Raw genomic sequence first — 25,510 nt, forward strand, 5'->3', positions numbered from 1 at the left:
GGCTGACTGGGCAACCCTTTATTGCCAAACTTCAATTGACGTTACGTAGGGTGCGTGTGACAATCCGTCGCATCGTAACGCAACGGAAGAGGAGCCGGCGCGTTACAGGAAATGGTTCGTCCATGACGCAGGAGGGATATTATGAGTTATACGAATGCTGCTCCATCCTTTGGGCAGGCGCCGGAGGCGAACGGAAATGGGGCCGGTCCCGTTAAGGTCGATCCGGATCGCATCACGATTGCGGTCATTCTTGCGAGAATGACGGAATTCTTTGACTTTTTCATCTATGCCATCGCCTCCGCGCTCGTTTTCCCCCACGTCTTCTTTTCTTTCGTCGATCCGCTGACGGCGACGCTCTATTCCTTTGCGGTTTTCTCACTGGCCTTTATCGCAAGGCCGATCGGCTCGCTGATCTTCCTCCAGATCGACCGCAAATTCGGGCGCGCCGTGAAGCTGATGGCCGCCCTCTTCACGCTCTGTGGTTCCACCATGGCGATCAGCTTTCTTCCGTCCTATGCGGAAGCGGGCATGCTTGCTCCCTGTCTTCTGGCGGTATTCCGCATCGGCCAGGGCCTTGGGCTCGGCGGCGCATGGGACGGTCTTGTTTCGCTGCTCGCCATGAATGCACCGCAGAAACAGCGCGGCTGGTACGCCATGATGCCGCAGATCGGTGCGGCCATGGGCTTCGGTCTCGCCAGCGCCTTTTTTATTGTCTTCGTGACACAGCTTTCCAATGCGGAATTCCTCGCCTGGGGCTGGCGTTTCCCGTTCTTCGTGGCGCTGGCGCTGAATGTTCTCGCGCTCTTCGCCCGCCTGCGCATGATCGTGACGCCGGAATTCCAGGCCATGCTGGAACAGCACGAGCTGGAACCGCGCCCCATGTTCAAGATGCTGCGCTCGCAGTTTCCGGTGGTGGTCACAGGTGCATTCGTGCCGCTGGCAAGCTTTGCGCTCTTTCATCTTGTCACGGTCTTCCCGTTGAGCTGGGTTTCGCTCAACACCAGCCAGCGTGTCTCGGACTTCCTGTTCGTGCAATTCGTCAGCGCCATCATCGCCGGCGGAATGATTGTGGTCTCCGGTATTCTGGCCGACCGGATCGGCAGGCGGAAGCTTCTGGCCATCGCAGCGGTGCTGATCGGCCTTTTCAGTCTGGTTGCGCCGGTTCTTCTTGGTTCCGGCGATATTGGCCGCTATCTCTTTGTGCTGATCGGATTCTCGCTGCTTGGCCTGTCTTTCGGGCAGGCGGGCGGCGCGCTTGCTTCCCGCTTCAGCCGTGAGTACCGCTATACCGGCGCATCGCTCACCTCGGATATTTCCTGGCTGATCGGCGCCGGTTTTGCGCCGCTCGTCGCGCTCGGATTTTCGTCCAAATTCGGCCTTTTCGCAGTCGGTATTTACCTGATGTCGGGTGCGCTCTGCACGCTGATTGCCCTTTGGTTCAGCCGCACGCTGGACATGCCTTCGGAGTGATCTAGGCAATTTAAAAATCTCTGCAGCCATCGCGCCGCGGAATCCTGTCGGATTTCGCGGCGTTTTTGTTTTTTTATTGCGCCGAGTCGATTTTAATCTTGACTCGGTCGATCATGAAATATTATGTAAGCAATACTGACGTAATTCAGTGTATCTCACCGCCGGAAAGCCGGCCATCAGGGAACGCGATGCGAACGACGACGATCATTATTTGCGAAAAAGCGGCCATCGCCGCCAAGCCGTTTGACGGCCGCAAAACGACCGTTCGCGCCATTAAACGCCGATAAGCAGCAGAATGAGGAGCAGCCAGGTCGCCTGCGGCTCCGCCCGCAGAGTGCCGGCTGACGCGCCGGGTTTCGGGAAAGAGGGCGATGCCGCGCGAAATGCGCAACGAGAGGAGAGTGCCTTGAGTGTGACGGAGCAAAAATTCGGCCTTTACGATGCGGCTTTTGAAAAAAGCAGCTGTGGTGTCGGTTTCATCACCCGCAAGGACGGCGTGCAGACGCATGATGTGCTGAAGCGCGGCCATGAGGCGCTCTGTGCCGTGCCGCATCGCGGCGGCATGTCGGCGGAAGGTGTCGGCGATGGTGCCGGCGTGTCGCTGGATTTGTCGCTCTCCTTCTTTCGGGAATTGACCGGTGAGGCCGGCTTGCAGGCCGGCCGGTTCGGCGTCGGTAATTTTTTCCTGCCGCAAAATCCGGCTTTCCACGGCGAGGCTGTCGGTATCATCGCAAACGCCCTCAAAGAGCAGGGCTTTTTAATCCTGCTCGTTCGCGATGTGCCGGTGAATGACGCGGCCATCCGCCCCGCCGCCATCCCTTACCAGTTGCCGATCCGGCAATGGGTTTTCTCGGCTCCTGCCGAATGCGCAACCCTCGCCGAATTCGACTGGCGCATCCACAAGGCGCTGCTGGCCATCGAGGCGCTTGCCTATACCGTGCCGGAACTTGCCGGCTTTTATCCGTTGTCACTCAGCGCCCGCACGCAGGTTCTGAAAGGGCGTCTGAACTCGCATGAGGTCATGCCCTATTTCTGTGACCTTACCGATCCGCGCCATGAAGTGCATACGATGTATTTCCACACGCGGTTTTCCACCAATACCGATCCGCATCCCTCCATGGCGCAGCCCTTCCGCCTGATGGCGCATAATGGCGAACTCAATACCGACAAGAAGAACCGGCTGTCTGAAGCGGCCGTGGCGCTGGCGAAGAATGCCAGCATCATTCGGCCGAAGGGCCAGTCGGACAGCTGCCGTCTGGATCAGACCCTGCAGGCACGGGTAATGGAAGACGGTCTCGACCTCGTCACCGCCGTGGTCTCGATGATGCCGCCAGCCTGGGAAAACGACGATACCCTGTCACCCGACGTCAAGGCGATGCTGGAGTATTTCTCGCTCTATGAGGAAAAGAATGACGGCCCGGCCGCGCTGATCTTCGGCGATGGCACCATCATCGGCGCGCGGCTTGATCGCCTCGGCCTGCGCCCGCTGCGCACCGTCGAGACGCAAGATTATCTCTGCGTCATGTCGGAGGCCGGGCAGATCGCGTTTCCGGCGGAAAGCGTCATCCGCCGCGGCCGCATCGAGGCGGGCGGCATGCTTTATTACGATCACGCCGAGCGTCGTGCTTTTTCCACGGTCGAGGCGCTGGAGCTTCTGGCCGCGCAGCGGGACTATTCCTCGCTGCTATCTGAAGCGCGCGTAATGCTTGGTGATCTGCCGGAGGTGCCCGCCGACAAGCAGGGCTCGCCGCTGCGTTACAATGGCGATCTGGAACGCCACCAGCGTTATGTCGCCTATTCGCATAATCAGGAAAGCTTCAAGTTCCTGATGGACCCGATGCTGGCCTCCGGCGCGGAAAAGATTTCGGCGATGGGTTACGGCAATGCCATCAATGCGCTTTCCGATCAGGAAGGCGGCGTCGCGAAGTATTTTTCACAGCGTTTCGCGCAGGTCACCAATCCGCCGCTCGACAGTATTCGTGAGGCCGATGGCATGACGTTGCGTGTCGCCCTCGGTGCGAAGCCGAACAGCGGCGCGAAGAAGGCCCGCCAGATCGTCGTGCGCTCTCCGATCCTGACCCATCTCGATATGCTGCGTATTCGCGAACAGTCGGAGACGCCCCTTCGTCGTTTTGAAATGCTCTATTCGCCGGTCTTCGATGTTGCGGAGGCTAATGAAACGGCCCTGCGGCAGGCAATCGATGGTCTCTGCGATGAGGTTGTGGCTTTCGCAGCAGAGGAAGGCGGCATCGCCGTCATCACCGACCGGCATGTCTCGGCAGGCCGCGCCGCTCTGCCGATGATCATGGTCGTTTCCGCCATCAATCAGCGGCTGATCGAGGAAGGTCTGCGGCTGCGTATTTCCCTGATCGTGGAAAGTGGCCAGTTTTCTTCCTCGCATCACATAGCAGCCGGCCTCGGCTTCGGCGCTTCTGCCGTCTATCCGCTTGGCGTGCAGTTCCGCGCTGAGGAGAAATTCGGTGCCGATGCCGACAAGGCCTTCAAGCGTTTTGCCAAGGCGGCGGAAAAGTCGCTGATGAAGACCATGGGCAAGGTCGGCCTGTGCACGGCGGAAAGTTACATTGGCGGCGAGTTCTTCGAGCCGAACTTCCTCGACACCAACGATGCTGTATTGAAGCGCTATTTCCCGAATGTGAAGACCCCGGTTGGCGGCGTCAACTTCGCCGTCATCGCGCAGGCCGTGGCGGACTGGCACTGCAAGGCGCTGTCCGTGAAGGGCGAAAACGACATTCCGCTGCTCGGCCTCTTCAAGGAGCGCGCGGAAGGCGCCGGCCATTCCTATGGCACAACGGCGGTGCGCGGTTTCGTGGATATGACGGAGGAAAAGATCGGTTTCGACAAGGGAACCGAAAACGAGGAGGCGCTGCGTCTCCTGCCGCTCAACCGGCTCGAAGATGCGTTCGGTCTCAACGATGCCGCCTATTATCACAACAGCTTCGACCGGCTAACGCCAGACGCAATCGACAGATTCGAGGTAACACCTGGTTACCGCGCCTTCGCCCGCATGATGGCGGAGGAAAGGGCGCGCCGCCCCGCCGCCTTGCGCGATGTTCTGGAATTGCCGGCCGATCTGACCTTCGCCGGTTCCGCGGAAGAATTCCGTCGGGAAATGGGCCGTTTTTCCCGGCAGGGCAATAACAGCTTCATGGTGCGCGGATTGCGCTGCGAAGAGGCGGGAGACGGCGCTTTCCGGCTGCAATTGACCGGCCCGCACGGTCATGAGCTTGCCCGGCTTGCCGCACTCGGCCAATCGCTGCTCGACCGTTTCGGCGCGGATATTCCAGGCCATTGGCTGGAAGGTGGCGCACTCATGGTTCAGGCTAAGGGTGAAGCATCCGCCTATCTCTCGCTTATCCGCACTGCACCGGAAAGCATTCCGCTCGATGCCGTTCAGAAGGCGAGCGAGATCACCAAAACCCTCGCATCGGGTGCCATGAGCCACGGCGCGCTGGTTGCCGCTGCCCATGAGGCGGTCGCCCATGGCACCAACATGGTCGGCGGCATGTCGAATTCGGGTGAGGGTGGCGAGCATATTTCCCGTTACGGCACCATCCGTGCCTCGCGCATCAAGCAGTTCGCTTCTGGCCGCTTCGGCGTCTGGGCCGGTTATCTTGCCGATCCGATGCTGGAGGAAATCGAGATCAAGATCGGTCAGGGCGCAAAGCCGGGTGAGGGCGGGCAGTTGCCGTCTCCCAAGGTGACGGTGGAAATCGCCGCCGCACGCGGCGGCACGCCGGGCGTCGAGCTTGTCTCGCCGCCGCCGCATCACGATACCTATTCGATCGAGGATCTGGCCCAGCTCATCCATGACGCCAAGGCAGCGCGCGTGCGGGTCATCGTCAAGCTGGTCTCGTCGGAAGGCATCGGCACGATTGCGGTCGGCGTCGCCAAGGCGGGGGCGGATGTCATCAATGTCGCCGGCAATACCGGCGGCACGGGTGCGGCGGCCGTCACCAGCCTCAAATATACCGGCCGTGCGGCGGAGATCGGCATTGCCGAGGTCCATCAGGCGCTTTGCGCCACCGGCCTGCGCGCCAAGGTGCTGCTGCGTTGCTCCGGCGCACACCAGACGGCGAGCGACGTGGTGAAATCCGCCCTTCTTGGCGGCGACAGCTTCGAATTCGGCACGACGGCGCTGATGATGCTGAAATGTGTCATGGCCAAGAACTGCAACATCAAGTGCCCGGCCGGTCTCACCACCAATCAGGAAGCCTTCAACGGCGATCCGCGGGCGCTGGCGCAATATCTCATGAATATCGCCCATGAAACGCGCGAGATTTTGGCCGGGCTCGGGGTTGCCTCGCTGCGGGAGGCACGCGGCCGTTCCGATCTTCTTCATCTCCTCGATCATCCGGCGAGCGTCGGCCAGCTTGACCTCCGGGCAATGCTTGCCGTGGTCGAAGAGGTGAAGATCGACAGCCCCGTCTATATGGAAAAGGACTTTGCACTGGACGATGCCTTCATCGAACTCGTGCGCTCGGCCCTGGTCGACAGCAGGCGCGAGAACATCGAGCTTGGCGGCAATCGTTTCCTCAACAATTGCAACAAGAGCGTCGGTGGCCAGCTCGCCGTCGATATCGAACGCATGCTGAACCATGAGCTTTCCGATGAAGAGGCGGATGCGCTGCCGGCGGTGAAGCGGGACAGCCGTGGCCGCCGGTTCCTGGAGGCAGGTTCGGTGCGCATCGATACGTCCGGTTCCGCCGGGCAGTCTTTCGGCGCTTTCTGCAATGACGGCATGGTCATGGTCCATACCGGCACCTGCAATGACGGCGTCGGCAAAAGCGCCTGCGGCGGCACCATCGTCGTGCGCTCCCCCGGCGGCGGCTCAGAAGAGGCGGGCGGTAATGTGCTGGTCGGCAATTTCGCGCTGTTCGGCGCCACCGGCGGCCGCACCTTCGTGGAAGGGCAGGCGGGTGACCGTTTCGCCGTTCGTAACTCCGGCGCCACCGCCGTGGTCGAAGGCGTGGGTGATTTCGCCTGCGAATACATGACCAACGGCGCGGTGCTGAACCTGGGCAGCTTCGGCAAGGGTTTCGGCAACGGCATGAGCGGCGGCTTTGTTTATCAATATGATCCCTATGGCGATTTGCCGAAGAAGGTCAGCCACGATTCCATCCTGCTCGGCGCGATCACGGGAGAGGATGAGCAGGCCGCGATTCACAATCAGGCAGTCCACCAGCTTCTGACCTTGCATGTCGCGGAGACCGGCTCGGCCAAGGCGACATGGCTGTTGGAAAACTGGGAAAGTGAACAGCATAATTTCGTCTACGGCATGCCGCGTGCCCTGCTGCTTTATCAGGACAGCGATGAGATCCTCAAAGCCAAGCCCCGCAAGGAGTTGCTGGAGGAACTTGCATCCGCGCTTGCCGCCCACCAGCTGCGCAAGTTCAAACTCGCCTATCGCGACCGCAAGGCCGTCCTGAACGGAACGGTGCCGGGTTATGGCGAGACGGATACGGAAGACATGTATGCGCTGCTCAACAATTATACCGTGTTGAGCATGGCGCAGGCCATCGCTTTGCAGCGGCTGCCGCTGGCCTCGGGCCCTTCCGATCCCGCCATCGAAAAAGCCGTGCGCAATCTCATCCTCACGGAAGATTATGCGCTGATGCAACGGCTGCTGAAATATGCGCGCGAGGCGCTTTCAGACCATAGCGATGAACAGCTTGCGGTGATGATCGCCGCCAAGCGGCTCGACGATTACAAACAGGCGCTGGCGCGCAGGAACATCTGGTCGGTGGACAGCCCCGGCACCTATGGCTGGATCATTCAGCAGAACCGGAAAAACATCGAGAAGATCGGCCGTCTGCCGGGCTTCGAGGAGCTTTTCGCAGCCCGCGCCATCCCCGACCTCGCCACCGCATCCAGCCACAGGGCAGCATGATGAAGATACCTTATATTCCCGAAGACGCGCCCTTCAACGGTGATCAGCGCGCATGGCTTTCCGGTTTTCTGGCGGGGCTCCATTCCCGTGCCGCCATCGGCCTGGAGACATCGGTTGCCGCCGCTGCTCCCAGGGCGGCGGCCAGTGTGCTGAATATTCTCTTCGGCACCCAGACCGGCAATGCCGAGGCGCTGGCGATGGATATTGCCGCCGCCGCCCGCGCGCAGGGCATGCAGCCGGTGGTGACGGCACTCGATGATGTCTCGATGGACAGTCTCGGCGCCATGAAGCGGGTCATCGTCGTCACTTCGACCTATGGCGAAGGTGAAATGCCTGACAATGCCCAGCTTTTCTGGGAAGCGCTCGCCGCGGACAGCGCGCCGCGTCTGGACGAGGTGAATTTTGCCGTCCTCGCGCTCGGCGATACCGGCTATGACGGCTTCTGCCAGGCGGGCAAGCTTATCGATACGCGGTTCGAACAACTCGGCGGCAAGCGTATGAAGACGCGTATCGATTGCGATATCGACTTTGAGGACGCTGCCGCCGCATGGATCGGTGAGACCCTGCCGCTCGCGGTTGCTGTCGATGGCGGCAGCGCGGCATCTGTCACCATGCCCGACATCGCCGAGCCGCCCGTACGGGCAAAACAGGGCTGGAGCCGCAAAAATCCCTATTCCGCTGAGGTAAGCGTCAATCGTCGCCTGTCCGGTCCCGGCTCGTCCAAGGAAATTCGCCACTACGAATTCGATCTCGGCGAAAGCGGCCTGGACTATGAGGCGGGTGACGCTCTTGGCGTCGTGCCCCTGAACGATCCGAAACTGGTCGGCGCGCTGCTGAAACACTTCGGGGCGGCTGCGGACAGCCAAATCGCCGTGCTGGACCGGCCGGTCGGCGATGCGCTTCTCAACATGTTCGAGATATCGACGCCTTCGCGCGAACTCGTCGCCGAAATCGGCAAGCGGGCGGGGCATGACGAACTCAGCCACATTCTCGCAAACGGGGACAGGGAGCAGCTGGCCGCCTTTCTCTGGAGCAAGGATATTCTCGACCTCATCAATCTCGGCGGAAAGCCACTATTCGATGTTGCTGAATTCGTGACATTCCTGAAGCCGCTGCAACATCGCGCCTATTCCATCTCCTCCAGCCCGCTGGTTGCAAAAAACAGCGTGCATCTGACCATCGCCAGCGTGCGTTATCGCGCCGAGGGCCGTGAGCGTGGCGGCGTGTGCTCCACCTATCTCGCCGACCGCGTGGAGGCCGGGCAGAGTGCCGGGATTTTCGTCTCGCCGAACAAGGCGTTTCGTGTGCCGCAGGACAATGATGCACCTGTTATCATGGTGGGACCGGGTACGGGCATCGCGCCGTTCCGGGCTTTTTTGCAGGAACGGCAAGCCCGAGGCGCAAAGGGCAAAAACTGGCTGTTTTTCGGCGACCAGCACCGGCAGTCGGATTTCATCTATGAAAACGAGCTTGGCGACATGAGCCGCGATGGTGTGCTCACCCGCCTCGATCTCGCTTTCTCGCGGGATCAGGCGGAGAAGATCTATGTCCAGACCCGCATGCGGCAGAACGGCAAGGCGCTCTATCAATGGCTTGAAGAGGGCGGTTATTTCTACGTCTGCGGCGACGCGACCCGCATGGCGAAGGATGTCGATGATGCCCTGCACAGCATCGTCAGCGATGAGGCCGGCATCTCCGCCGAGGCGGCGAGCGAGTATGTGAACCGGCTGAAACGCGAAAAACGTTATCTGCGCGACGTCTACTAACTATTGCCATGACGAGACCGTTCTGACGCACCGATTGGTTCAGCAATTGGTGCAGACGGTCTCGGCGTCGCGTTGCTTGAAGAAATACTCGCGGCCGATCGTGATCGACTTCACCCCGGACGAGGCAAGATCGGGCATGAACATCAGCAATTCATGCGGGATGGAAAGTTCGACGTGGATGAGAAAGCTGTTTTCCACGAGCAGGCGCGTCGGAACGGCGACCGGTGACCCCACCGCATAGGGTCTCAGATTTTTCTCATCCCAGGACCAGGTGATTTTCGCCTGTTTTTGCGCGTCGATCTTGATGCCGCTGATCTTCAGCTGCAGACCCTTGGTACTATAGGGCGCAAACACGGCGGCTGCGACATCCTGCATGCCCGCGAGATAGGTTTTATCGACGGAACCTGTTTTCGATATCAGATCGTTGATGGAAGCTGCTGCGCTGCTTGCCCGCTTGTAGGTGTTGTATCCGATCGTCAATTCGAACGAGGTCAGATAAAGCGCAAGCAATATCGGAAAGAGGATCGCGAACTCCACCGCGCCCACGCCTCGGCGATCTTTGGCAAAGCGTGAAACGAGCGCCATCAGGCGTCGTTTGCCGTTTGCCGCAACGGACACCAGCCCTGCCATCATGAGCCCCCGCCTGTGATGTATTTCTCGTTCATGAACGCATTTGTCGCGACGATGAGGAAATGTGAGGGCATCGATCCGTCGGCCGGACGTATTTTTGTCAGGTATGGCCGGATGATATCGGCAACCACACGCCAGCGATAATAAACACGCAACATGTTGATGGTTTCCGGCCCGCCCGGTTTGAAGCCGAATTGAGCCGTATCGAGATCGTAATATTCGCCATAGGCCTTCAGCGGTATCGTGGTCGGAATATCCTTGAAGGCGGTAAAGGAGCGAAGGTCGATATAGAGCTTCTGTTCTTTCTGGATTTCATCCGCTGAGCAGGTGATCATCACTGAAACTTCATTGCAGAAGCTCTTGCGGAAATCCTCTTTCGAAATCGAGCTGCTGATCTGCCCGGTGCGCAGACGCCGCGCCATGTTCTCGGTGGCATTGGCGACGACCTGTTCCGCCATCAGGGCGATGAAGGTCTCGATGATCGCAAAGACGACGAGGAAATAGGGGATCGCGAGTATCGCGAATTCTATAGCCGCTGTCCCGTCGCGCGAGACTCCGAATTTTTCCAGCAATGGCTTCAGTTTGGCCAGTCGCATGAGGCGATATCGATCTCTAAGAATATGCGGCAAGCGCAACCGTTGAATTTGTTGCGGACCATAACCACCCGATGTTTAAATTCAGTTACTCCAATAAATTATACTTTAGTGATTTCCGAAATTGATACGGCCCACAATATAAAAAGCCCGGCACATGGCCGGGCTTTTGTTGACGCTGAAACGGACGCTTATTCCGCATCCGCTTTGGAGAGAACCTCCAGCGTGGGTGTGGAGGTGATGTTATAACCACAGTCCACATAATGGCATTCGCCGGTTACGCCGCGCGACAGATTGGACAGCAGGTAAAGCGCCGATCCGCCGATATCGTCGATATCCGCCGTCCGCCGAAGCGGTGCGTTTTTCTGGTTCCATGCGTAGATCGCCCGCGCATCCGAGATGCCGGCACCCGCCAGCGTGCGGACCGGACCGGCCGAGATGGCGTTGACGCGGATGTCACGCGGGCCGTAATCGGCGGCGAGATAGCGAACGGACGCCTCGAGCGCCGCCTTGGCGACGCCCATGACGTTGTAGTTCGGAATGACACGCTGCGAACCATTATAGGTCAACGTCAGCATCGAGCCGCCATTGGTCATCAGTTCTGCGGCGCGCTTGGCGATTTCCGTGAAGGAGAAACAGGAAATGACCATGGTGCGGCTGAAATTCTCGCGCGTCGTATCCGCGTAGAGGCCCTTCAGCTCGTTCTTGTCGGAAAAGCCGATGGCATGGACGATGAAATCCAGCGAGCCCCATTTTTCGCGGATCGTCGCGAACAAGGCGTCGACCGAGGCGATATCCTCGACATCGCATGGCACGATGAAATCGGATCCGAGTTCGGCGGCGAGCGGTTTCACACGCTTGCCGAGCGCTTCACCCTGATAGGTGAAGGCCAGTTCCGCGCCCTGTGCCGCAAGCGCCTTGGAGATACCCCAGGCGATGGAATGATTGTTTGCGACGCCCATGATGAGGCCGCGTTTACCCTGCATGATGCCGTTCATGGGCAATTATCCGTTATGACGCTGGAAGACGAGCGTGGCGTTGGTGCCGCCGAAGCCGAAGGAATTGGAAAGGATGGTGTCGATCTTGGCGTTGTCGATGCGGCTGCGAACAATCGGAACGCCCGCAAATTCGGGATCGAGTTCGGAAATATGCGCGCTTTCGCCGATGAAGCGTTCCTGCATCATCAACAGGCCGTAGATCGATTCCTGCACGCCGGCCGCACCCAGCGAATGGCCGGTGAGCGACTTGGTCGACTGGATATGCGGGATCTTGTCGCCGAAGACTTCCCGGATCGCGCCGATTTCCTTGCTGTCGCCAACCGGCGTCGAGGTGCCATGGGTATTGATGTAGTCGATGTCGCCCTTGACCGTGGAAAGCGCCTGCCGCATGCAGCGGATTGCGCCTTCGCCCGAAGGCGCCACCATGTCGTAACCGTCGGAGGTCGCGCCGTAACCGACGATCTCGGCGTAAATCTTGGCGCCGCGCGCCTTTGCATGTTCCAGCTCTTCGAGAACCAGCACGCCCGCGCCGCCGGCAATCACGAAACCGTCGCGGTTGACGTCATAGGCGCGCGACGCGACGCTCGGCGTCTCGTTATACTTGGACGACATGGCGCCCATGGCGTCGAAGAGGTTGGACATGGACCAGTCCAGATCCTCATGGCCGCCCGCGAACATCACGTCCTGCTTGCCCCACTGGATCATTTCAGCGGCGTTGCCGATACAATGCGCCGAGGTGGAGCAGGCCGACGAGATGGAGTAGTTGACGCCATGGATCTTGAACCAGGTGGCAAGCGTCGCGGAGGCGGTGGAGGACATGGCCTTCGGCACGGCAAAGGGGCCGATGCGCTTCGGGCTGTTGTTCTTCAGCGTGATATCGGCTGCCTCGACGATGGTGCGGGTGGAAGGACCGCCCGAACCCATGATGATGCCGGTGCGCTCATTGCCGCTGATGTCGCTCTCTTCGAGACCGGAATCGGCGATCGCCTGCTTCATCGCGACATGGTTCCACGCGCCGCCCTGCGACAGGAAGCGCATGGCGCGGCGGTCGACCAGATCGGTCGGGTCGAGAGACGGCTTACCCCAGACCTGGCATTTGAAACCGTGTTCGGCAAAATCCGGCGAAAATGAAATGCCGGATTTGGCATTGCGCAGCGATGCGGTGACTTCAGCGGCATCACCGCCGATGGAAGAAACAATACCGAGGCCGGTGACAACAACTCGTCTCATGAAAGGGACCTTTTCTTAAGATTTCGGCTGGACGACCGAAGCCGCCCGGCGTTTGTCAGGACTATTCCGTCTGCCTCAGGCAGCCTTTTCCTTCGACAGGCCTACGCGCAGGTCCGTCGCCTGATAGATGGTTTCGCCATCCGCCTTGAGCCAGCCGTCAGCGGTTCCGAGCACCAGACGGCCACGCATCACGCGCTTGAAATCAATACCATATTGAAGGAGCTTGGTGTGAGGGCGAACCATGCCCTTGAACTTCACTTCGCCGGTGGAAAGCGCCATGCCGCGGCCTTCTTCGCCCAGCCAGCCGAGGAAGAAGCCGGTCAGCTGCCACATGCCGTCAAGGCCCAGGCACCCCGGCATGATCGGGTTGCCCTGGAAATGGCAGGGGAAATACCAGTCGTCGGGGCTGACATCGTATTCGGCGCGGATGAAACCCTTGTCGAAGGCGCCGCCGGTTTCGGAAATTTCGGTAATGCGATGGACCATGAGCATGGGGGGCAATGGGAGCTGTGCATTTCCCGGGCCGAACAATTCGCCGCGACCGCAGGACAGGATCTCCTCGTAATTGTAACTTGATTGCCTCGTTGCCATACCGCTTTCACTTCCCCAGTTACTGGTGTTGATCGACTTCACTAGAGCAAGTTAGGTTCAAAATGAAGCGCTGCAAGGGCAGAGGCCGCTCTGCCCACATTCTTTGTCTTCGAACCTTCTTCGCAGAAGTCATTACCTCAATATGCCGTCCGCATACAGGAACCGTACGGCTGGAACCAGAGGAAATTTGCAGGAATGGCCGGTTTGCCGCCATTTGCCGCGCCTAAGCCACGCCGAAACTATTGAAAGCACTCGCCGCAAAAGATATATGCTAATGCAATTGGTAAGTTTCATACCTCTGTTTGGAATGGGATTGCATGGCATTTGACGCCACATTGGATATCGGAACGAGGTTGCGGCGCTCGGGGCTGCGCCCCACGCGACAGCGTGTGGCTTTGGGCGATCTGCTTTTCGCAAAGGGCGATCGCCATCTGACGGTCGAGGAACTGCACGATGAGGCGGTCACCGCCGGCGTGCCCGTTTCTCTCGCCACGGTCTACAATACGCTGCACCAGTTCACCGAAGCCGGCCTCATCCGTGTTCTCGCCGTGGAAGGCGCCCGCACCTATTTCGACACCAACGTCTCGGATCACCACCACTTCTTCGTGGAGGGCGAGAACGAGGTTCTGGATATTCCCGTCAATAACCTCCAGATCGACAATTTGCCGGAAGCGCCCGAGGGCATGGAAATCGCCCATGTGGACGTGGTCATCCGCCTTCGTCGCAAGCGCGGATGAGGCTTAAGTCCGAAAACAGAAATGGCGCCCACGGGCGCCATTTCTGTTTTCGGCGGTCTTCCATATATCACTTCATGATGTCTTCCGGCCGTCTGCCGGGCTTTGCCTTGTAGGGCGGAAAAGTCCAGCCGAAGATCAGCGCGCCTGACCGGACGGCGAAGGCCGTCAGGACGCCTGCGGCTGATGCGGCATAAAGCGGTGCGCCGAGGAAATAGACGACAATGAATGTGGAGGAGCCCAAGAGCGCGCAGGTGATGTAGATTTCCGGGCGCAGCAGCACGGAAGGTTCGCCGGCGAGAATATCGCGCAACACACCACCGAACGTCGCCGTCAGAACGCCGGTGACGATGGCGACGGTTGCGGAGCCGCTGGCGGCAAGCCCCTTGGCGGCTCCCATGACGCAATAAGCGGAAAGGCCCAGCGCATCGAGCCAGATCAGTACGCGGTAACGGGATTCGAACAGATGCGCGGTGAAGAACAGCAGCACCGCGACCGAGACGCAGACGAGGATATAGGTCGGGTTCACCACCCAGAATACCGGCGTCCTGCCAAGCACCAGATCGCGCACCGTGCCGCCGCCAATGCCGGTCGCGGCGGCGAAAAACAGGAAGCGATCAGGTCGAGCTGCTTGCGCGAGGCGGCGAGCGCACCGGTTGCGGCAAAGATGGCGACGCCGGCATAGTCGAGAAAACCCAGAAGCGTCATGAAAAGGTTCCCCCCGGAAACACGGGCTGCGAACACGTCAGTGTCGCGCAAGCACTAAACTCTAGGCTGGCCGCCCGGATGATCGCAACATCCATAACCGAAACGGATGCAAAGGAAAATGCCGTGCGAATCGCTCTCGTTGCCGCTCTTCAGGCGCTGGTTCTCTTGATGTTTCCGGTGGCGCTCTCGGCGCAGCAGCAACTGGTGAACGACCCCGAGATCTACGAGAAGGATCATTTCCGCAACGAGTGCAAGGTGGCGGCCTTCGGCGACGATTTCGTCACGCGGCTGGATATCAACAATGACGGGCTGATGGACGCCGTCGTCAATCACGGCGTTCTCGATTGCGACGGCGAAGAGGGCCGCAGCTGCGACGACGAGGGATGCCCCTATAATTTCTATGTCCAGGTGAAAGAGGGCGGTTATCTGATGATCGCGACGGCCCGAATTTACGACTATGATTTCATCAAGCGCTTCGGCAACATGGTTTTTGTGCTGAAGATGCATCCGCGTTATTGCGAGCGTACCGACAAGGAGCCCTGCCTGATGACGGTGCGGGTGCGCGGCACGAAATTCGTCACCATCTCGCGAAAGTGACGGCGACGATTTTCAAGGCGTAATTCGCCGGATTTTGACCCTTTGATTGTAGCGCTGGCGAAGCGAGCGCGGGATGATGAAGGTGGCGATGGCGACGGCGAAAACCGTGGCCGCAACCACCCAAAGGGCATTCGATTGCAGGGTGGCGGCGAGAACGGCGCCGCATATCGCGCCGCATATCATGCCAAGCCATGGCACGATCTGAATGCCCCAGTCGAGGCTTCGTTCGCCGAGAAGAAAACGACCGATGCCGCGGCCGAAGCGGGAAAGCGCGCCGGTCACATAGGTAAGCCCGATTGGCAGTCCCTCAATGTGCTCAACGGCGGCGTTGACCATGCCCATGGCGAAAACGACGAGATAAAATTGCGCAAGAGCGGAAGTCTCGCCGCCGAGCAGCGCGGCAATTGTTACCAGCAATCCCACCGCCATCAGAACGGCGAAGATGCGCCGGTCGAACTTATGCGCCACCACGATGCCGCCGGCATTGCCCGCCACGAAGGCAACGATTGCGAAAAGCAGTTTCGCGGCGTGGGAATAGAGGCCAGCCTCCATCGAGACTGCGGCGCGTGTGGTGTTGCCGGTCATGAAGGATACGAAGTCACCTGAAATATGCAGGCCCACCGCATCCGTCATGCCCGCGATGAAGGAAATGGCGGCAACCAGTGCAATTCCAGTTCCGGTTCGCCTTGCCCTGATGATACTGCGACGTCTTTGTCTGGTCATGGAAAGCTCGATATGGAAAAACGGCGGCCTGCGCGCGGGGCCGTGTTATCCTATGTCTAGAATGCCGGATGGTGTATTTGCAATCTTTCTGGAGGCCTTCGGAAGCTTCTATTTTGTCTAGACAAATATAAAATCCCTGCCTACCATGCCTCAAATAAAGCGATAAACAACATCGCACAAAAATAAATCAAAAGGGGTTCAGATCATGAAGAAAACATGGGTTCTCGCCACAGTCGCCGCGCTCTTTTCATCCGCTTCCGCCTATGCCGAGACGTCGGTGACGATTGGCATGTCCGGCTGGACCGGTTTTGCGCCGCTGACGCTCGCCAAACAGGCCGGCATTTTCGAAAAGAACGGCCTGAAGGTCGACATCAAGAAAATCCCGCAGGCGAGCCGCCATCTGGCCCTTGCTTCCGGTGACATTCAGTGCGCCGCCACCACGGTGGAAACATGGATCGCGTGGAATGCCAATGGCGTGAAATCCACCCAGATTTTCCAGATGGACAAGTCGCATGGCGCGGATGGCATTGCGGTGCGCAGTGATGTTGCCAAGGTCGCGGACCTGAAAGGCAAGACGGTTGCCGCCTCCGCGCCGGGCACCTCCCCTTATTTCTTCCTTGCCTGGATCCTCAAGGAAAACGGCCTCACTCTTAAAGACGTCAAGGTCGTCAACCTCGAGCCGGGACCGGCCGCGCAGGCATTCGTTGCCGGTCAAAATGATGCGGCCATGACCTATGAGCCCTATCTGTCCACCGTCCGCGCCGCCCCCGACAAGGGCAAAATCCTCGCCACGACGCTGGATTATCCCGCCGTCATGGATACGTTCGGTTGCACCCCGGATTTCCTGAAGGCCAATCCGCAGGCGGCGAAAGCCCTGGCGGACAGCTATTTCCAGGCCCTCGAGCTCATCAAGGCCGATCCCGAAAAGTCCTATGCGACGATGGGGGCGGATGTGAAGCAGACCGGCGAGGCCTTTGCCGCTTCGGCAAAGTTCCTCGAATGGCAGGATAAGGCCGCCAACCAGAAGTTTTTCGAGGGTGAATTCAAGGCATTCTCGGAAAAATCGGCGGACCTGCTGCTGGAAATCGGCGTGATAAAGTCGAAACCCGATCTTTCGACCCTCGCGGATACGTCCTTCATCAAGTAACAGAAAAGGCGGCCGCATTCCCTGCAGGGAATATTGCAGCCAAAGACAAGTGAGTGCGTCGATTGTGCGTCACGAAACGCGCACGGCGTTCTGATGGCGCGGCGAAGGTGCCGCGCCGGTTTTCCGGACAGGCGACAGATGCAACCTCTTCAACCCATAAGGAACAGCACGAGAATTGCTCTCGGCATCCTGTTCTTCGTGCTGTTTTTTTCCGCCTGGGGCTTTGCCACGCTGGGCGGTTTCGTATCGCCGACCTTTCTGGCCGACCCCATCACCATGCTGAAGGACGGCATCTATTTGCTGACCGATCAGGGTTTTGCCAGCGATATCGGCATGACAATCTGGCGCGTGGTCGGCGGTTTCGTGCTGGCATCGCTCGTTGCCGTGCCGGTCGGCATCGCCATGGGGGCCTATAAGCCCATCGAGGCGCTGCTTGAGCCTTTCGTCTCCTTCGCACGCTATCTGCCGGCTTCCGCCTTCGTGCCGCTCCTCATTCTCTGGGCCGGCATCGGCGAGATGCAGAAGCTGCTGGTGATCTTCATCGGCGCGGTGTTCCAGATCATCCTGATGGTGGCCGTGGCTGTCGCCGGCACGCGGCGTGATCTGGTGGAGGCCGCCTATACGCTTGGTGCGAAGGACCGGGGCGTTGTTCGTCGTGTTCTCATTCCCGCCAATGCGCCCGATATTGCGGAAATCCTCCGTCTCGTTCTCGGCTGGGCCTGGACCTATGTCATTGTCGCTGAACTGATCGGCGCCTCCTCGGGCATCGGCTATATGATCATCAACAGCCAGGCGCTGATGGCGACCGGGCAGATCATCTTCGGCATCATCGTCATCGGCATTATCGGTCTTATTTCGGACTTCGCGTTTAAATCGCTGAACCGGAAGCTTTTCGCCTGGAGGCTTGCCTGATGAGCGAACTCGTTATCAAGGGCGTCAGCCGCACTTTTCCGGGTGTGCAGGGCGGGCAGCCGACGCTGGCCCTCCAGCCCACCGATCTGGAAATCCCCCGCAATGATTTCGTCACCATCCTCGGCCCGTCGGGATGTGGAAAATCGACCTTGCTGCGCATCATCGCCGGTCTCGACCGCCCAACGACGGGCGAAGTGCTGCTGTCCGGCAGGGCGGTGACGGGGCCGGGGGCGGATCGCGGCATGGTGTTCCAGTCCTACACCCTGTTTCCCTGGCTGACGATCCGCGAAAACGTCGCCTTCGGCCTGCGCGAACGCGGCGTTGCCGAGAAGGAAAAATGGGAGATTGTCGACAGCTATATCGACAAGGTCGGCCTGCGCGGCTTCGAGAACCATTGGCCGAAACAGCTCTCCGGCGGCATGCAGCAGAGAACGGCCATTGCCCGTGCCCTGGCGAACGGCCCGAAAATCCTGCTACTCGACGAGCCTTTCGGCGCTCTCGACAACCAGACGCGCGGACTGATGCAGGAACTGCTGCTCGGTATATGGGAGCGGGAGCAGAAGACGGTCATTTTCGTCACACACGATATCGAAGAGGCGGTCTTCATGGCGTCGCGTGTGGTGACCATGTCCGCAAGGCCGGGTCGCATCAAGTCGATCACGCCGGTCGACCTGCCGCATCCGCGTCACTACACCGTCAAGGCCAGCCCGGAATTTTCTGAGCTGCGCGCCAAGCTTACGGAGGAAATCCGCAGCGAGGCGATTGCCGCCGCTGCCCATGGATAGTTGATCCGGCAAAGGGGAGGATAAAAGCATCGGGATGAGGAGCACAGGCGCCGATCTTCAGGAAAAATCGCTGCACGAGCGCATTCGCAATGATGTCGAGCGCCACATCATGTCGGGCGAATGGCCGCCGGGTTATCGTATTCCCTTCGAACACGAGATGACCCGGCAATATGCCTGTTCGCGCATGACGGTGAACAAGGCTCTCGGCGAACTGGTGCAGCGCGGACTCATCGAAAGACGCCGCCGTCTCGGCACCTTCGTTCGCCAGCCCCATGCGCAATCCGCCGTTCTGGAAATCCACGATATTGAGCGGGAGGTGCAGGCGCTGGGTCTGGTCTACGGTTACCGTCTTGACAAACGACGGCTGCGTCCTGCGGGGGAAGAAGACGGCGCGGCCATGGCGCTTGCCGCCGAGGCCCCGGTCCTGGAACTCACCTGCACGCATTTCGCCGGCGGCGTTCCCTTTTGCCTTGAGGAGCGCATCATTAATGTCACCGCCGTTCCGGAGGCGGAAGCCGCGGATTTTTCACAGATCGGGCCGGGGACGTGGCTGCTGAAAATGGTGCCCTGGAGCGCTGCCGAACATCGCATCAGCGCCGTTTCCGCCGACCGTAAAAATGCAGCCGCGCTCGGTATTGCTTCCGGTGCTGCCTGTCTGGTGATCGATCGGCGGACCTGGCATGGGGCGGACTATATCACTCGTGTCCGTGTCACCTATCCCGGTGACCGTCATGCTCTCATTGCGCAGTTTTCGCCCTCGCAGAGCAGCTGAAGGCCTTCGATCGGTCAATTTTTTGTAAAGAAGAGTTTACGGGTCGTCTTTTGACAATATAATAGTTGTCAAAAGAACTCAGGTTTATTATCGGAACGTCAAGCTTTCACGACGGTATCCGTTCATGACCCCGGTTTTCAGGAACCGGTCAATCTGCGGATGAGTTCATCGACGGAAATCCGGGATAAAAATTATGTCAGCTGAGACCTCAACTTCTTCCGCATCCTTCAACAAGGCAAACACAACAAGGCATCTCTCCCTTGCCATGACTGTCACCTTGCTGGCCGGCTTGAGTGCCGGCGCGGTTTTCGCTCAGACGGCACCGGAAACCCAGATACAGACCGCACCGCAAACGGAAGCGGTTCAGCCGGCACAGCCGGCCGCTCCTGCAACGCCGAGCGCTCCGGCTGCCGCGCCCGTCCAGCCTTCCGCGACTGCACCGGAACAGCCGGCTGCCACCGCACCCTCGCAGCCTCAGTCAACTCAGCCCGCACCGGTCCAGCCTGCGCCGGCTCAGCCCGCGACGAATACCGCGCCGGGAGCCGAAGGCCTGGCGCCGCAGCCGACGCAGACCGAGCAACCCGCACAGACGGGCCAGACGACCGCGCCGAATGAAGCCGCGACCCCGATAGAGCCTGTCAGCACCGAGCCCGCGAGCGCTGAACATCGTGCGGATATCCCGCACAACCTTTCTCCCTGGGGCATGTTCATGGCGGCCGACTGGGTCGTGAAGGGTGTCATGATCGGTCTTGCCTTCGCATCTCTGGTCACGTGGACGGTCTGGGTCGCGAAGTCTATCGAGCTTGCAGGTGCGCGGGTGCGCGCCGGCTCGACGCTCAAGGTCATTCGCAGGGCAAAAACCCTGACCGAGGCCACCGAGGCCGTCGAAAAGAAGGGCGGGCCGGCAGCACTGATGCTGCGCATGGCAACCCACGAAATGCAGCTTTCCGATGCGGTGGTCGAACATACGGATGGCGGCGGTATCAAGGAGCGTGTCTCTTCGGCGCTGTCGCGTATCGAAACCCATGCGGGTCGCCGCATGTCGCGCGGAACGGGTGTTCTTGCGACCATCGGTTCCACCGCTCCCTTCGTCGGTCTGTTCGGCACCGTCTGGGGCATCATGAACTCCTTCATCAGCATTTCGGAATCGCAGACGACCAACCTCGCCGTCGTCGCGCCGGGCATTGCCGAGGCGCTGCTCGCCACCGCCATCGGCCTTGTCGCCGCTATTCCGGCCGTGGTGATCTATAACGTCTTCGCCCGCTCCATCACCGGTTACCGCCATCTGCTGGCGGATGCCGCAGCCGGTGTGGAACGCCTTGTCAGCCGCGATCTCGATTTCCGCCGTATTCCGCCGGGCAGCACCAGCAAGCCCGCAGTATCGCTGGTTGGACGGTGATCGGCCATGGCTGGCGGTATTCGCGAAAATAGCGGAGACGATCTCTCCGAAAACCACGAGATCAATGTCACGCCCTTCATCGACGTGATGCTGGTTCTTCTCATCATCTTCATGGTGGCCGCACCGCTGGCCACCGTCGATGTGAATGTCGATCTGCCCGCATCCACCGCAAAGCCGGCGGAACGCCCGGAGGAGCCGCTTTATCTGACGGTCAAGGACGATCTCTCGCTCAATCTCGGCAATGATGCGGTTGCCCGCGAAGCACTGGCCGCCACCATCGACCGGCAGACGGGCGGCAAGAAGGATACGCGCATCTTCCTGCGGGCCGACAAGGCGGTCGATTACGGCCACTTCATGGAAATCATGAATCTGCTGAGAGATGCCGGTTATCTGAAGATCGCCCTCGTAGGACTGGAAAACGCGGCTGCCGCATCGCAGCCCGCCGCCGTTGGGCAACCTGCAGCGCCGGGAACCGCGCCATGACTGAAAACGGCTACCCGCAGGCCCGGCATTCCCGTCTCGGGGAAGTGACGCTGTGGTCCGCCGCGGCGCTGCTCATGCTGGGCGTTCACGCTGGTTTTGCCTATTATCTGATGCAGGAGCCCGAAGAGCTGGATGCCGGCGGGCCGCCGCCTGCTGCAATCATGATCGAAATGGCGGCGATACCGGAGGCCGTCAAGACCGAAGAAACGACGCCCGCGCAGGATGTCGAGGACGCCGAAGAGGTGAAGAGCGACAGCAGCGAACCGGTGGAGGAAGCTGCCCCGGAAGAGCCGCCGCCACCGGAGCCGGTTGCGGAAACGCCGCCGCCGCCAGAGCCGGTGCAGCCGCCTGAACCGCCGGTCGAGGAGATCGTCGAACCGCAGGAAATTCCCGAACCCGTGGAGCCGGTCGATCCGGTTCAGGAGCAGATGATGGCGGAACTCGAAAATGTCGAGGTTCCTCTGCCCGTCATGCGTCCTCCTCCGCCGCCCGTCGAAAAGAAGGTGGAAAAAAAAGAGCCGGAAGAGAAAAAGAAGGTCGAGCGCCAGCGTCCCAAACCGCAGCAGGCATCGGAACTGCGCGAAACGGCGAAGGCTGAAGCCCAGCAGTCCGACCGGACGGCGGCATCGCGCAGCAATGCCGGCTCCTTCTCGTCCTCGTCCATGTCAAATGCCGATTGGGGTGCGAAAGTGCGCTCGGCGATGCAGCGGCGACTGGTGCGTTCGGCTGGAAAATCGGGGATGACCATTACGGTTTCATTCAAGATAGACAGCGGTGGTTCCGTCGGCGGTGCGAGGATTATTTCATCCACCGGTGACTCGGCGATGGATCAGAAGCTTCTGGCCGTCATACAAAGAGCGTCCGTCTCGCCGCCGCCGCCAGGCGCAAATACGAGTTTTACCCTGCCGATTCTTTTCAAGTAGGGTGAAACAGCCCGACCGCATAAGGGCATCCCGACTCTGGAGAGGATGGGATGCCCGATTTATTTTCCATGTTGATTTGCAGCGACCGTATACCGCAAAGTAGGACCAATCCGTCCCATCGCATGCAAGCCAACAGGAATCACGAAAATCATGAAATTCTCAATCGCAGAGGCGGAGGATCTCGTATCCTCTATCTTTGAGCGCAACGGCGTTCTGCCGCAAAACGCCCGTTCGGTAGCAAAGGCGCTCGTCGCCTCCGAGGCGGCCGGTCAAGGCGGTCACGGTTTTCGCCGCATCCCCGTTTATGTCCGGCAGGCGCGGGTTGGAAAGGTCGATGGCAAGGCGCGTCCGGTGGCGACCCGCGTGAAGCCGGGTGTGCTCTCGGTCGACGCCAATCACGGCTATGCCTATCCGGCGATCGATTGCGCCCTTGGGGAATTGCCGGACATGGTCCGGCAGCAGGGCATTGCGCTTGCCGCCATCCACCGCTCCCATCATGCGGGTGTCATGGCGCTGACCGTCGAACGCCTCGCCGAAATGGGTTTTGTCGCACTCATGTTCGCCAACGCCCCGGCATCCATGGCGCCTTGGGGCGGCAGCAAACCGCTTTATGGAACCAATCCAATCGCTTTCGCCACTCCCGTCAGCGGCGCCGATCCGCTGGTCATCGATCTCGCGCTCTCCAAGGTCGCGCGCGGAAAGATCATGGCGGCCCGCCAGAAGGGTGAAACCATCCCCGGCGACTGGGCGCTCGACCGAAATGGTCGGCCGACGACCGATCCCGAAGAGGCCATAGAGGGAACCATGGTGCCCGCAGGCGAGGCCAAGGGCGCTGCGCTGGCGTTGATGGTGGAGATCATGGCCGCTGCGGTGACAGGCGGAAACTTCGCATTCGAGGCTTCTTCCCTTCTCGACGACAAGGGAGCGCCGCCCTCTCTCGGCCACACGATCATCGCCATAGACCCGGTATCGTCAGGTGGTGCGGCCTTTACCGAGCGGCTGGCGCTCATCGCCGGCGAGATAGAAAAGCAGGAAAATGTGCGTCTGCCCGGTCGCCGAAGCCAGGGGATTCGCAAGCAGGCGCTGGAAAGCGGCATCGTGATCGAAAGCGATATTCTGGCCGAAATTCAATCGCTCTGACGTGATAATAAAAACCCGGCGGGTCGAATATGACCCGCCGGGCAAACCGTAAATGGCTGCTTTGCATTTGCGTCGATAGGGCCGGACATCATGTCCAGCCCGCTTTGGTCCGCCATCCCGCCATTGATATGGAAGGATTTTGACGCAGAAAGCCGCTCATTCGGTTTTCAGCTTACGGGAGGGGACGTTTCGCGTAAGCTTGGATATCAGGTGGCGATTACGCGTCCTGTTCGATCAGGCCGCGCAGCAGGGCGATGCTGACGGCATTCAGCAGATTGGTGGCGCCCAGCCTGTGGCGCACCCTTTCAAGAGTGTCCTTCACGTCCGCTTCGTCCGCGCCGGTTATCAAGGCGATGTGGGACGGATGCTTGCCCCGCGCGACCAGCCCCAGATAATGCCGCTCACGCTCCGAAAGGATGATTTCACGCGTCTGGCGATGTTCATGCGGCGTATTTGAAGACATTTTCTTTCAGCCTTAAAAGAGATTGGCCTTCCCGGGGCACGATCAGTCAATGATTCATTCCCCGAAACCAGCTCGTTTACCGCTCTGTCTATACGCGAACAGAAACGCTAATTTCGCCAATAGGTTTCATCGGGCATCGGTAATTATGCAATACAGGGCCGCTTTCGCAGCCAGTCGATCGCGGCGCGGACGCTCTATTCTGTGCATTGAAAGGAACTGCGACATCGATATCGCCAAGGACCACAATTGGTCTGGCGTGAAATGCAGCTTCAAGGCTCTGGAATGTTTTCGTCACACCCGAAGGATATGCGGCGCTCTAATAGGCGATGTGCCACGCCGATAGAATAACATCTCGCGCCAAGTTTTTCGTTTTATTGTTATGTTTCGGCACATATTGCGATGAGCATCGACATATTTCTCAAATTTAATGGGTCATTTCGAAATATTGATGCCGTCAACATGTATCATCCGGCGGAATGATGCGCGTGTTTCTTGCGAATGTCGGTCGGTGTCGCGCCGAACCAGCGGGAAACGGAACGCGAAAACGCACCGGGTGTCGAATAGCCAAGCCTGTAACTGATGTCGGATACCGGAAGATCGCTTTCCACGAGGAGTTTGAAACCGGCATTTTTGCGAATGGCGTCCTTTATCTCGTTGAGATTGGTGCCGAGCTCTGCGAGCCGCCGTTGAAAACTCCGTTCCGACAGGTTAAAATAGGGAGCGATCTCGCCGAGCGAAAGCTCGGCATCCGAGAGCCGCATCTGCATGTACCGCTTCACCTGGTCAATGAAATGGGTCGCGTCCGCCGATGTTTCCGGTCGCAACATGCGGCATTGCAGGTTCATCAGCTCGAACAGCCGCTCATCCGCATTCGGATTGACCACATCGAGAAGCGATACCGGAAGACGCATGGTATGGATCGGCTGGGAGAAACTGACGCGCCTGGTCATTCTTTCTTTAAATAGCTGAATATTACTTGGTTTCGGCCGCTCCAGACCGATCTCGATCTGGTTGATACGATCTCCGAGAATATCTCGGAGACGTTGTACCAGGACGGCGAGCGACAAATCCACATATTGATCGCGTTTGGCGATAACCGGCGCGAAGGACCATGACAGGGTTACCTGCGTGGCATCCGTTACCATGGTGAAATTGCTGTTGTTGGTCGCGTAATAGACATGGTCCTGAAGAAAACGCAGGAACGCCCGTACCGTCGGTGCGCTGATCAGCCCATATCCGAACGCGCCGGATGCACCCGCTGGAAAGGTGGAAGCGCATTGCAGACCGAAGGCGTCGTCGCCGGAAATCAGTGCGCAGGTTTCGAGCAGGCGGGAAAATCTATCGAGGCTGATACGTTCCGTTAGGCTGCTGAATATGGCTGGATCAATGTCCAGAGCCTTGCAGATCGGCGCGATATCGATGCCCCGGGACCGGGCATAATTGCTGACGCCGGCAGCCAGACCGGCCACCACACTTATCTCGTCGCTGACCCTTTTCTCGGGCATCCCTCGCCTTGGCGTACCATGTTTGGAAATTGT

21 protein-coding genes and 1 pseudogene are annotated in these 25,510 nt (G+C 59.5%); 13 read left to right on the forward strand and 9 right to left on the reverse strand.

Features of this window, described 5'->3' with window-relative positions:
• Positions 1 to 141: 141 nt before the first annotated feature.
• The 3 genes from L904_RS00405 (at position 142) to L904_RS00415 (ending at position 9,144) form a co-directional block, all read left to right on the forward strand.
• Positions 142 to 1,470 carry an MFS transporter gene (locus L904_RS00405; protein WP_020812534.1) on the forward strand — a complete coding sequence of 443 codons (1,329 nt, stop codon included), beginning with the start codon at positions 142 to 144 and terminating at the stop codon, positions 1,468 to 1,470.
• Positions 1,471 to 1,876: 406 nt separating this feature from the next.
• Positions 1,877 to 7,378: a glutamate synthase-related protein gene (locus L904_RS00410; RefSeq protein ID WP_020812533.1), complete on the forward strand. Its 5,502-nt coding sequence runs from the start codon at positions 1,877 to 1,879 to the stop codon at positions 7,376 to 7,378.
• On the forward strand, positions 7,375 to 9,144 hold the full coding sequence (locus L904_RS00415; RefSeq protein ID WP_020812532.1) for a sulfite reductase subunit alpha: 1,770 nt from the start codon (positions 7,375 to 7,377) through the stop codon (positions 9,142 to 9,144). The genes L904_RS00410 and L904_RS00415 overlap by 4 nt, the downstream gene beginning before the upstream one ends.
• 39 nt (positions 9,145 to 9,183) lie before the next feature.
• On the opposite strand, the gene L904_RS00420 is transcribed toward L904_RS00415, so the two are convergent.
• From L904_RS00420 to fabA, 5 genes are all read right to left on the reverse strand, one after another.
• Positions 9,184 to 9,777 carry a TadE/TadG family type IV pilus assembly protein gene (locus L904_RS00420; RefSeq protein WP_020812531.1) on the reverse strand — a complete coding sequence of 198 codons (594 nt, stop codon included), beginning with the start codon at positions 9,775 to 9,777 and terminating at the stop codon, positions 9,184 to 9,186.
• Entirely contained in the window at positions 9,774 to 10,370 is a 597-nt protein-coding gene (locus tag L904_RS00425) for a TadE/TadG family type IV pilus assembly protein (RefSeq protein ID WP_020812530.1), read from the reverse strand. Before L904_RS00425 ends, L904_RS00420 begins: the two co-directional genes overlap by 4 nt.
• A gap of 188 nt (positions 10,371 to 10,558) precedes the next feature.
• The gene (gene fabI / locus L904_RS00430) at positions 10,559 to 11,365 is read right to left on the reverse strand and encodes an enoyl-ACP reductase FabI (protein WP_020812529.1); all 807 of its coding nucleotides are present in this window, start codon (positions 11,363 to 11,365) and stop codon (positions 10,559 to 10,561) included.
• A gap of 6 nt (positions 11,366 to 11,371) precedes the next feature.
• Positions 11,372 to 12,595, reverse strand: a complete 1,224-nt coding sequence (gene fabB / locus L904_RS00435; protein ID WP_003524377.1) for a beta-ketoacyl-ACP synthase I — start codon at positions 12,593 to 12,595, stop codon at positions 11,372 to 11,374.
• Positions 12,596 to 12,670: 75 nt separating this feature from the next.
• Complete coding sequence (gene fabA, locus L904_RS00440; protein ID WP_003507274.1) at positions 12,671 to 13,186, reverse strand: 3-hydroxyacyl-[acyl-carrier-protein] dehydratase FabA; 516 nt, start codon at positions 13,184 to 13,186, stop codon at positions 12,671 to 12,673.
• Between the two features lie 317 nt (positions 13,187 to 13,503).
• Here fabA and irrA point away from each other — a divergent pair, with 317 nt between their 5' ends.
• Complete coding sequence (gene irrA, locus L904_RS00445) at positions 13,504 to 13,923, forward strand: iron response transcriptional regulator IrrA (protein WP_003507276.1); 420 nt, start codon at positions 13,504 to 13,506, stop codon at positions 13,921 to 13,923.
• A 67-nt stretch (positions 13,924 to 13,990) separates the two neighbouring features.
• Here irrA and L904_RS00450 read toward each other — a convergent pair.
• Positions 13,991 to 14,628: pseudogene (locus tag L904_RS00450) on the reverse strand (trimeric intracellular cation channel family protein).
• Between the two features lie 78 nt (positions 14,629 to 14,706).
• Here L904_RS00450 and L904_RS00455 point away from each other — a divergent pair.
• Positions 14,707 to 15,225 (forward strand): hypothetical protein, encoded by a 519-nt coding sequence (locus L904_RS00455; protein ID WP_051671926.1) that lies wholly within the window; start codon positions 14,707 to 14,709, stop codon positions 15,223 to 15,225.
• 12 nt (positions 15,226 to 15,237) lie between these two features.
• Here L904_RS00455 and L904_RS00460 read toward each other — a convergent pair whose 3' ends face one another.
• Positions 15,238 to 15,948, reverse strand: a complete 711-nt coding sequence (locus L904_RS00460; protein ID WP_003524382.1) for a YoaK family protein — start codon at positions 15,946 to 15,948, stop codon at positions 15,238 to 15,240.
• 205 nt (positions 15,949 to 16,153) lie between these two features.
• On the opposite strand from L904_RS00460, the gene L904_RS00465 reads away from it, so the two are divergent.
• From L904_RS00465 to L904_RS00500, 8 genes are all read left to right on the forward strand, one after another.
• Positions 16,154 to 17,095 (forward strand): ABC transporter substrate-binding protein, encoded by a 942-nt coding sequence (locus L904_RS00465; RefSeq protein ID WP_020809180.1) that lies wholly within the window; start codon positions 16,154 to 16,156, stop codon positions 17,093 to 17,095.
• 138 nt (positions 17,096 to 17,233) lie between these two features.
• A complete protein-coding gene (locus tag L904_RS00470) occupies positions 17,234 to 18,007 on the forward strand; it encodes an ABC transporter permease (RefSeq protein WP_020809179.1) in 774 nt (257 codons plus the stop codon).
• A complete protein-coding gene (locus tag L904_RS00475; protein ID WP_020809178.1) occupies positions 18,007 to 18,792 on the forward strand; it encodes an ABC transporter ATP-binding protein in 786 nt (261 codons plus the stop codon). The genes L904_RS00470 and L904_RS00475 overlap by 1 nt, the downstream gene beginning before the upstream one ends.
• A 34-nt stretch (positions 18,793 to 18,826) precedes the next feature.
• Positions 18,827 to 19,564 (forward strand): histidine utilization repressor, encoded by a 738-nt coding sequence (gene hutC, locus L904_RS00480; RefSeq protein ID WP_020809177.1) that lies wholly within the window; start codon positions 18,827 to 18,829, stop codon positions 19,562 to 19,564.
• Between the two features lie 193 nt (positions 19,565 to 19,757).
• Positions 19,758 to 20,963, forward strand: coding sequence for a tonB-system energizer ExbB (gene exbB / locus L904_RS00485; protein ID WP_031233509.1), 1,206 nt, complete (start codon positions 19,758 to 19,760; stop codon positions 20,961 to 20,963).
• A gap of 6 nt (positions 20,964 to 20,969) precedes the next feature.
• Entirely contained in the window at positions 20,970 to 21,446 is a 477-nt protein-coding gene (gene exbD / locus L904_RS00490; RefSeq protein WP_020809175.1) for a TonB system transport protein ExbD, read from the forward strand.
• Positions 21,443 to 22,369: an energy transducer TonB gene (locus L904_RS00495; RefSeq protein WP_020809174.1), complete on the forward strand. Its 927-nt coding sequence runs from the start codon at positions 21,443 to 21,445 to the stop codon at positions 22,367 to 22,369. Before exbD ends, L904_RS00495 begins: the two co-directional genes overlap by 4 nt.
• A gap of 150 nt (positions 22,370 to 22,519) precedes the next feature.
• Positions 22,520 to 23,509, forward strand: coding sequence for an Ldh family oxidoreductase (locus L904_RS00500; protein WP_020809173.1), 990 nt, complete (start codon positions 22,520 to 22,522; stop codon positions 23,507 to 23,509).
• A 217-nt stretch (positions 23,510 to 23,726) separates the two neighbouring features.
• On the opposite strand, the gene L904_RS00505 is transcribed toward L904_RS00500, so the two are convergent.
• Both L904_RS00505 and L904_RS00510 read right to left on the reverse strand, forming a co-directional pair.
• Positions 23,727 to 23,972, reverse strand: a complete 246-nt coding sequence (locus L904_RS00505; RefSeq protein ID WP_020809172.1) for a LuxR C-terminal-related transcriptional regulator — start codon at positions 23,970 to 23,972, stop codon at positions 23,727 to 23,729.
• Between the two features lie 464 nt (positions 23,973 to 24,436).
• Complete coding sequence (locus tag L904_RS00510) at positions 24,437 to 25,477, reverse strand: AraC family transcriptional regulator (protein WP_020809171.1); 1,041 nt, start codon at positions 25,475 to 25,477, stop codon at positions 24,437 to 24,439.
• Positions 25,478 to 25,510 lie beyond the last annotated feature (33 nt).

The organism is Agrobacterium sp. LY4 (genome assembly GCF_001526585.1).
GTDB lineage: Bacteria > Pseudomonadota > Alphaproteobacteria > Rhizobiales > Rhizobiaceae > Agrobacterium > Agrobacterium leguminum.

Bases quoted from the DNA above. Each gene is read 5' to 3' on its own strand.
- L904_RS00505 (WP_020809172.1), bottom strand. From the start codon at position 23,972: ATGTCTTCAAATACGCCGCATGAACATCGCCAGACGCGTGAAATCATC.
- L904_RS00415 (WP_020812532.1), top strand. From the start codon at position 7,375: ATGATGAAGATACCTTATATTCCCGAAGACGCGCCCTTCAACGGTGAT.
- L904_RS00500 (WP_020809173.1), top strand. From the start codon at position 22,520: ATGAAATTCTCAATCGCAGAGGCGGAGGATCTCGTATCCTCTATCTTT.
- fabI (WP_020812529.1), bottom strand. From the start codon at position 11,365: ATGAACGGCATCATGCAGGGTAAACGCGGCCTCATCATGGGCGTCGCA.
- L904_RS00455 (WP_051671926.1), top strand. From the start codon at position 14,707: ATGATCGCAACATCCATAACCGAAACGGATGCAAAGGAAAATGCCGTG.
- irrA (WP_003507276.1), top strand. From the start codon at position 13,504: ATGGCATTTGACGCCACATTGGATATCGGAACGAGGTTGCGGCGCTCG.
- hutC (WP_020809177.1), top strand. From the start codon at position 18,827: ATGAGGAGCACAGGCGCCGATCTTCAGGAAAAATCGCTGCACGAGCGC.
- L904_RS00495 (WP_020809174.1), top strand. From the start codon at position 21,443: ATGACTGAAAACGGCTACCCGCAGGCCCGGCATTCCCGTCTCGGGGAA.
- fabB (WP_003524377.1), bottom strand. From the start codon at position 12,595: ATGAGACGAGTTGTTGTCACCGGCCTCGGTATTGTTTCTTCCATCGGC.
- L904_RS00465 (WP_020809180.1), top strand. From the start codon at position 16,154: ATGAAGAAAACATGGGTTCTCGCCACAGTCGCCGCGCTCTTTTCATCC.
- L904_RS00425 (WP_020812530.1), bottom strand. From the start codon at position 10,370: ATGCGACTGGCCAAACTGAAGCCATTGCTGGAAAAATTCGGAGTCTCG.
- L904_RS00510 (WP_020809171.1), bottom strand. From the start codon at position 25,477: ATGCCCGAGAAAAGGGTCAGCGACGAGATAAGTGTGGTGGCCGGTCTG.
- exbB (WP_031233509.1), top strand. From the start codon at position 19,758: ATGTCAGCTGAGACCTCAACTTCTTCCGCATCCTTCAACAAGGCAAAC.
- L904_RS00475 (WP_020809178.1), top strand. From the start codon at position 18,007: ATGAGCGAACTCGTTATCAAGGGCGTCAGCCGCACTTTTCCGGGTGTG.
- L904_RS00405 (WP_020812534.1), top strand. From the start codon at position 142: ATGAGTTATACGAATGCTGCTCCATCCTTTGGGCAGGCGCCGGAGGCG.
- fabA (WP_003507274.1), bottom strand. From the start codon at position 13,186: ATGGCAACGAGGCAATCAAGTTACAATTACGAGGAGATCCTGTCCTGC.
- L904_RS00420 (WP_020812531.1), bottom strand. From the start codon at position 9,777: ATGATGGCAGGGCTGGTGTCCGTTGCGGCAAACGGCAAACGACGCCTG.
- L904_RS00460 (WP_003524382.1), bottom strand. From the start codon at position 15,948: ATGACCAGACAAAGACGTCGCAGTATCATCAGGGCAAGGCGAACCGGA.
- exbD (WP_020809175.1), top strand. From the start codon at position 20,970: ATGGCTGGCGGTATTCGCGAAAATAGCGGAGACGATCTCTCCGAAAAC.
- L904_RS00470 (WP_020809179.1), top strand. From the start codon at position 17,234: ATGCAACCTCTTCAACCCATAAGGAACAGCACGAGAATTGCTCTCGGC.